The organism is Lactobacillus sp. UMNPBX6, assembly GCF_002553975.1.
GTDB classification, from domain to species: domain Bacteria; phylum Bacillota; class Bacilli; order Lactobacillales; family Lactobacillaceae; genus Lactobacillus; species Lactobacillus gallinarum.
The window spans coordinates 43,256-51,392 of the sequence record NZ_PCZD01000007.1 but is presented as its reverse complement, the minus strand read 5'-3'; the positions used below and the strand labels follow the sequence as shown (position 1 = coordinate 51,392).

The following is an 8,137-nucleotide window of genomic DNA, read 5'->3' as shown; positions in this document are numbered from 1 at the left end:
ATTAAAAAATCAATTTACGAGAAAGATCTATTTACACAAAAGATTTGACAGTTTCCAAGCTGTGCTTGCTCTTATGGAAAATAATACCCAAACTACACGCGAAAAAATTATCAAAACTAAAAAGAATTATAAACGTGCTCCGTTGATGCCGGTTCATTTAAGAGTAATGATTGCTGTTATCTTAGGTCAAATAGCCTGTGGCTATGCCTTGGGCATCAGTGGTACAGCACTTTCAAATGCCGCTAAATATATTGACATTAGCGATTTATGGACCGGTTTAATCGGAGCTGGTTCATTGATTGGATTAGCTGGTAGTCTTTTAATAGGACGACTTTCTGATAAAATTGGTCGCCGTCAGTTATTAATGATCAATATGTATATTCTGGCAGGATTAACCCTAATTCACTTATTGACAGCTAATTTATTATTGACCTTCATCATTAGAATCGGAATCGGATTAATGATTGCTGTTGATTATACTGTTGGTAATGCTTTATTAACAGAATGGTTACCTAAAGGTGAGGATAGTAAGCGCCAAAGTCATTTATTGATCTATTGGACAATCGGTTTCATCTTATCCTATATAGTTGGTACTCTCATTACTGGCTTGGGCGCTTATACTTGGCAACTGATTATAGCTACCGGTGCCGTTCCAGCAATTATTACCGCTTTATTCCGAAGTTTCTTTCCGCTTCCCGCTTCTCCTACTTGGCTCGCAAGTAAAGGTAAAGTTAAGAAAGCAAACAAAATCATTAGTAAACACATGGGACACAAATGGCGCTTGCCTAAACGATTTATGAAAAAGAAAGCGCCTAAAGATATTGCCTGGGGAATTTTATTCTCTAAGAAATATTTACGCCGCACTTTAGTTGGTGGTATCTTTTATGCTTGCCAAGCATTTTCATTCTTTGGTATTAGTATTTTCTTACCAATTTTGCTTAGCAGCATGAATATTACAGGTGGCAGCATCTCCGGAATCATTTACAATGGCGGTATGTTTGTCGGCGTTCTATTCGGTATCTTTATTTTTAATAAAATTAGTCGCCGTACATTTTTAGTTGGCAATTTTTTAACTTCAGCTGTTTTAATTGGTATTATGGCTTTAGTACCTGGGTTAGATTCAATGATTAAATTATCCATTTTCACTATTTTTGCGATTATCCTTTCATCAGGATTAGTGCTTGATTACCCATATCCCACTGAATTATTTGGCATTAAAGTACGTGGGACAGGAGTTGGTACGTGCATTACAATTAGCCGTTTTGGTGCAGCCGCTGGTACATTTTTATTACCGGTTCTAACCAATATTGGTGGTGCAAAATTAGCTATGTTAGTTTGTGCAATTGTATTGCTCTTCGCATTTATCGTTTGTCTTATCTGGGCACCAGAAACATCACCGAAATTTATTAAAGCTGAACAAAATAATAATTAATTATCATAAAAAGACAGATGCATCTTCGCATCTGTCTTTTTTACTTCTTATCTTTCTTCTTTTTATCTTTAGAATCCTTATCAAGCAATTCTTCTGGATCCTTGTGTTTTGGCGTCTTTTTTGGATCTGGAACGGTCGCAAAACGATCAAGCATCTTTTGTAAATTATTAGGGTTGTCAAAAGTTAATCCCATAACTCATCTTCCTTTCGTTTTCCTCATTATATAAAAATTAATAAGCTACTAGCAACTTATTTAATTATTTATGATCAATGAAACGCTGCATTTTTATCATTTCTGAGCCAGCCAAATCAACACTAATTAGATCATCATAATTATGGTCACTAATCTCGCCTAAATCATATTCAGTTAAGATTTTTAAATCAAAGCCTTCATCGCCACGATCAGCAATTAAGCCCAATCGATCTGGATAATGATAAATAGAATCACTGATTTTTATCAAATGACCATCAGGCCAATTCTCAACTACCTCGGTGATTGACTTTATCGGGCCATTAAGATTAAGTGATCGTTCCAAATAGTCAGGATCAAAGCTATGATTTTTCTGTTGCCAATTTACTAAATAATTAAAATAGTTCAGTCTTTCTGATTCTTCCGTAACGTGCGCAACATGACTCCGAGCTATCACGACAATAGATTCTACTTGTCCCAATTCATTTAAACTCTCAAGCAAAATATTATCTTCATCATACTTAAGCACTTTGCCAATCACAAAATTACCAAATTGATCATCGAAAGTATAATCAAAATAAATTTCTACTAATTTTAATTCATTAAACTCATAATTTTGCTTTTGCTTCAAATAATGAATAAATAAATTATTATCTATGCTGTTTACGTCAACACAAACAATATCTTGAAGAGGAATAACCGTAGCAAAATGTTCAATAGAAGTGCCGTTCTTTTCTAAAATACGGACTTCTTTTTTATCAAGCTGTGTAATCAAACCAGTGTAAGTTACGCCGGTATCAACCTCAAAAGTTACAAAAGGCTGCGCATCAGCAACATTGATCAGTAAGTCATAAATATCAGTGAAATCCCAGTTCTTTACTAAACTATTTAAGTGCCCCATGTCAAATGGATCCTTAATTTCAGTTGTCGCATAATAATGCAACACTGGTGTGTCGTCCTCTATTTTGGCTATTTGATCTTCCTTGATAAAAACAATTCCGCCTTGATTGCCAGTTTGATCAACTGATTCTAAAACGATCCAACCATGTTCACGTGCCACAATTTGACCAATATAGTAGGAATTTGCATCAATAAAAGTAATGCTCTCATCCCCATCCAAATTATATTTTTCTTGATCAGCATTCAATGTAACTTGCACTAATTTGTTCACGTCTATCCCTCTTTTCTGTATAAGTTCAAGTATCCACTAAGAAACATTTTTCTGCAAGAAAAAAAGCGGCATCTATTGATGCCGCTTAATCTCATTTACCCATCAAGTTCAACGCCTTGCAGCTGTTTCATCTTACTATAAACTGCACCACGTTGGCTTGAGTCGAATTCCAGAATTAACATATCGCCACCGCGAATAACCGTTTGTCCATTAGGAATAATTTCATCCCCATCACGGCGAATAGTACTTACACGCGTATCTTCAGGCCACTTAATCTCGGATACCTTTTTGTCAACTAATCTAGAGCTCTCATAAACCGGTAGAACCATTTTATCAGCTTGGCCAGTATAATTAACCTTACGATCACTATGCTTGTCCATAGCGGCCGCTAATAGGCCGTAAATTGGTTTTCCGCCAAGAAGTTCATCAACTAGCAGCGCAATAAATGCTACAACAGCAAGTGGCATTAAATGTAGCAATGAGCCAACCATTTCAGTAATCAAAATAATTGCGGTAAATGGTGCGCGAATAATTGCGGCGAAATAGCCAGCCATTGAAAAGATTACTAAGTTAACTACTAAACGCTGAGGCAATAGTCCAAGTTGAACCATGAACAAACCATAAGTAGCACCAATTAAAGCACCCATGGTCAAAATTGGCAAAAAGATACCACTTGGTAAACCAGAGTCATAGGCCACGATTGAAAAGACAATTCTCATGACATAATAGAACGCCAACAGGCCAACTAATCCCCATCCACTTTGTGTAATTATATGGGGCATTGCCAAAATCAAGCGATTACCAGGACCTGTAATTAATGGCCAGAAGTAGGCTATTGGAATTAAGATTGCTAAAGGGATTAAGCCATGAAGCCAGTGAGGCAAAAACGTGATTTTTGCATAAACTTTTTTCAAACTAAACAGTCCGACTTTGTATAAATGGCCTAGAACACCTAATAAGATCCCTAAAATAATCAAGTGCCAATAGAGCACAATTGGAAATGAATGATTATATAAAATTCCAAGCGCTGGATGGATACCGAATAAATTGGAAACCACAAAGTTGGAAGCAATTGCTCCAGCTAATGCATTCATCCAAACAAGTGGAGAGAAATTATGGAAAACTTCTTCTAATACAAACAATGCTCCACTAAGAGGTGCACCAAATGCAGCAGATAGACCACTAGCGGCACCGGTTGCTAACAAAATTCGTGAATTAAGCTTATTTTGCTTAAAGCCTTGGCCTACACCCTGGCCGATGGTTGAGCCGAGTTGTAATGAAGGGCCTTCTGGTCCCAAGAACAAACCTGTACCAATTACCAGAATACCCCCTATTAGCTTACGCCATAAGATTGGGAACCATTGCAGAGATAACTTTCCTTGAAGTTGTAATTTTACTTCAGGAATACCTGATCCTCCAACATGAGGATATTGTTTTACAAAATACCCTGCAATTACGGCTACGGCGATAAAGCCTATAATAATCACAATAAACCATAATGGATTGCTGTGAGCTAATTGAAATAAATGCAGCCAAAAACCTGACGTTTTTTCAATTCCAAATCTAAATAGCCCAACTACTATACCAGTAAAGATACCAACTACTAACGCTTGTAAAAGTAGTTTTATATTGGTTTTATTTCCCTCGTCTTTCATATAACCCTCTCTTTAATTGAACAATCACGACAAACTCTATTGTACAATAAAAAACCAGCTAAGATTTAGCTGGTTTTTGGTTTCATGTGAAACAGATTTATTATTTTTCTTCATACCATTCAGTATGGAATGTACCTTCACGATCATTTCTTTGGTAAGTATGTGCACCAAAGTAGTCACGTTGACCTTGAATAAGGTTAGCTGGTAAATCTGGGTTAAAGATTGATTCTAAGTAGTTAAGAGCTGCACTTAAAGTTGGAGTTGGTACGCCAGCCTTAGTAGCGAATTCAACTGACTTTCTCAAAGCTGGGAGGTTTTCTTCCATTAACTTTCTGAAGTAGTCATCTTGGAACAAGTTCATGAGCTTGTTGCCCTTAGAATACGCATTTTCGATATCTTTAAGCATTGCAGAACGAATAATGCAGCCTGCTTCCCAATCTTGAGCAATTGACTTGTAGCGCAAGTCCCAATCATAAGCTTCGGCAGCCATGGTTAATTGTTGGAAGCCTTGTGCGTATGCGACAGCTTGAGCTAATTGCAAAGTCTTTTCGAATTCATCCACTAAATCGTCAGGAATTGCACCCTTGTACTCAAACTTAGCTTGCTTAATACCGCTCTTCACTGCTAAATGAGCTTGCTTACTCATGAAACGAGCCATAACAGCTTCAGCTACGACAGTTACTGGAGCGCCAAGTGCAACACCGTCTTCAAGCATCCAGTTACCGGTACCCTTGTATGAAGCAACATTTAAGATATGGTCGATAACGTGATCTGAAGTTAAATCATCCTTTTGAGCTAATACTTTAGAAGTGATTTCACTAAGGTATGCTTCAACCTTACCATGGTTCCACTTGTCAAAAATTGCGGACATCTCATCATCACTCTTATGAGCAACATCACGAAGTAAGTTGTAAACTTCTGAGAATTCTTGCATAATTCCGTATTCGATACCGTTATGTACCATCTTGACATAGTGACCAGCACCTTCAGGCCCCATGTAGTAGACACAAGGCTTGCCTTCCTTGTTCTTAGCAGCAATTGCTTCAAGAATTGGAGCAACCTTTTCATAAGCTGCTTCATCACCACCGGGCATAAGAGCTGGGCCGTTAAGGGCACCCTCTTCACCGCCGGACACACCCATACCGATAAAGTGAATACCATGCTTTTCCATTTCATGGTAGCGACGGTTAGTATCGTGGTAGTTTGAGTTACCGCCATCGATTAAAATATCGCCCTTATCCAGCAATGGGAGCAATTTTTGCAAGGTTTGATCCACTGGATCACCAGCCATAATTTGGATCAAAATCTTGCGTGGCTTTTCGAGTGAATTAACAAATTCTTCCCATGTATAACATGGCTTCAACTTATCATCTTCATATTTTGCAAAAGCATCAACTTCTGGTTTATCAATTGAAAAGCCAGAAACTGAGAAGCCGTGATTTCTAACGTTTAAAGCGAGGTTTTTACCCATAACGGATAAACCGATAACGCCGAATTGTTGCATATCTTTAACATCCTCCATTTAATCAAAATTCATCATGTTTTATTATACTTTTTTAAAGACAAAAAAGCGAAATTAAAAGACCGCTCTTTAGTCATTCCCTGGGAAATATTGCCACAAAAAAAGCGAGATTTTCATCTCGCTTTTTTGGTCAATTGAATTAAAACTAATTAGAAATTAGTGTTGTGAAGCACCCGAAACTGTATCAGGAGCAGTATCTTCTTCAGGTTCTGATTCTTCATGCTGAGATGCACCTGTTGCAGCGTCAGCTTCCAAACCATACTTTTCAGCAAAGTAGCTGAATGGCTTCAAGTCTTCGGCTTGATACTTCTTGACGAATGCAGGATCGTCAATTGAGTTCAATTCAGTTGAGTAAGGCATTTCGTGGGTGTACTTAACATCAATCAACATTGGGCCATCCATCTTCTTGAATTCGTCAACTGCTTCTTCGAATTCTTTCTTAGTGCGTACAGTAACGCCCTTCACGTTCATACCTTCAGCAACCTTAGCCCAGTCGTTGTCAGGAATAATAACGCCTGATAATGGTTGGTGAGATTCATCCTCTTGTTCAGCTTGAATGTAACCTAAAGTCTCGTTAGTGAAGACAACATTCAAAACATGCATGTTGTAGCGTGCCATAGTGAGTAATTCTTGGTTCATCATAGCAAAGCCACCATCACCAGCTAATTGCCATACTTCACGGTCTGGGTAAACAGTTGCAGCCATTAAGGCAGCTGGAGCACCGTAGCCCATTGTTGCGTGCAAGCCTGAAGTAGTCCACTTTTGATCATCATGCAAGTTCAAAAGACGGCATGAGTCAACGTTAACGTTACCAACATCGATTGCAAAGATAGCATTGTCATCAGCCTTCTTGTTGATTACATCCCAGATTGGCTCTGGACGTACAGGCATTTCATCTGAATTTTTAAAGCTATCTTGCCAAGCATCCCAATTCTCACGGTCTGCAATAGCAGCCTTGTAAAGTGGTGATTCGCTTCTAGTTTCACCAGCGTCAATAATTGCTCTCAATGCCTTCTTAGCATCAGCTAACATTGATACATCAGTTGAGTGACGCTTGCCAAACTTAGCTGGATCAACATCAATTTGAATTACCTTGGCATCCTTAGGGAACCATAATACTGAGAATGGTGAGTTATTGCCAACCCAAACAACTAAGTCAGTTGCACCTTGAACTTCTTGTGCGGCCTTTGGTCCAATACGACCGATGGTACCCATGTATGCTGGAAACTTGTCTTCTACGATACCTTTGCCTAAGTATGATGACATAATTGGAGTCTTGAATTTTTCGGCAAATTCCTTAACTTCATCACCGGCATCTTTAGCGCCTAAACCAATGTACATGGTTGGGTTCTTAGCTTCCTTCAAAAGCTTAACAGCTTCATCAACTGAAGTCTTAGTTGGTGCTGGGTAGTTTGGCTCTGGATGAGCATCCTTGTTTACACGGAAGTTATCCTCAATCTTTTGCCAACCGTAGTCCTTAGGAACGATTAAAACTGCAGGACCTTTTCTTGCGTAGGCTTGACGGATAGCTTCGTCAGTCAATACTGGAATAAGCTCTGGAGTCTTAGCTGAAGCGCACCAAACGCTAGCGTCTAAGAACCATTTATCTTCATCAAAAGCTTGGAAGAAGTCGATATCTTGTCTGCTAGTTGGAACGTTAGCTACAATAGCTACCATTGGTGTCTTATCAAACTTAGCATCGTATAAACCGTTAAATAAGTGAGCAGCACCAGGACCAGCTGAACCGAAACATACACCCAACTTGCCTGTTACCTTATATTCTGATGATGCAGCAAGTGCGCCAGCTTCTTCGTGACGTACTTCGATAAATTTCATCTTATCTCTGAAGTCATAGATGGCATTCATACTTGAGTCGAATGAACCACCTGGGAAACCATAGATGTGGTCAATTCCCCAATCATAAATAACTTTAAGCATTGCATCAGAACCATTAATTTTTGTCATTATAAGTACATCTCCTTAACTTTTCGTTTCTTTCATAATGTATTAAAACACATTTTTTCACATTTTTAAAACGTTAAAAGCGTTGTTATTATGCAAATGAAAACGTTTTTTTAAAAATAATCATTTCACAAAGATAGATAAATTTAGACTTATATATCACTCGTTGGTAGCGTTTTCTATTGTGATTTCATGAACATTATTA

At 38.2% G+C, this 8,137-nt stretch carries 6 protein-coding genes; 1 reads left to right on the top strand and 5 read right to left on the bottom strand.

Features of this window, described 5'->3' with window-relative positions; translation table 11 throughout:
* The first annotated feature begins 73 nt into the window (after positions 1-73).
* A complete protein-coding gene (locus CP357_RS02395) occupies positions 74-1,432 on the top strand; it encodes an MFS transporter (RefSeq protein WP_098036456.1) in 1,359 nt (452 codons plus the stop codon).
* Positions 1,433-1,472: 40 nt separating this feature from the next.
* Here CP357_RS02395 and CP357_RS02390 read toward each other — a convergent pair whose 3' ends face one another.
* The 5 genes from CP357_RS02390 to spxB all read right to left on the bottom strand — a co-directional run bounded on the left by CP357_RS02390 (position 1,473) and on the right by spxB (position 7,935).
* Positions 1,473-1,625 (bottom strand): SPJ_0845 family protein, encoded by a 153-nt coding sequence (locus CP357_RS02390; RefSeq protein ID WP_013642612.1) that lies wholly within the window; start codon positions 1,623-1,625, stop codon positions 1,473-1,475.
* Positions 1,626-1,689: 64 nt separating this feature from the next.
* Positions 1,690-2,793 carry a hypothetical protein gene (locus tag CP357_RS02385; RefSeq protein WP_098036455.1) on the bottom strand — a complete coding sequence of 368 codons (1,104 nt, stop codon included), beginning with the start codon at positions 2,791-2,793 and terminating at the stop codon, positions 1,690-1,692.
* A 95-nt stretch (positions 2,794-2,888) separates the two neighbouring features.
* Entirely contained in the window at positions 2,889-4,448 is a 1,560-nt protein-coding gene (locus CP357_RS02380; protein ID WP_098036454.1) for a ClC family H(+)/Cl(-) exchange transporter, read from the bottom strand.
* 100 nt (positions 4,449-4,548) lie between these two features.
* A complete protein-coding gene (gene gndA, locus CP357_RS02375) occupies positions 4,549-5,952 on the bottom strand; it encodes an NADP-dependent phosphogluconate dehydrogenase (protein ID WP_098036453.1) in 1,404 nt (467 codons plus the stop codon).
* Between the two features lie 174 nt (positions 5,953-6,126).
* The gene (gene spxB / locus CP357_RS02370; RefSeq protein WP_098036452.1) at positions 6,127-7,935 is read right to left on the bottom strand and encodes a pyruvate oxidase; all 1,809 of its coding nucleotides are present in this window, start codon (positions 7,933-7,935) and stop codon (positions 6,127-6,129) included.
* Between the last annotated feature and the right edge of the window lie 202 nt (positions 7,936-8,137).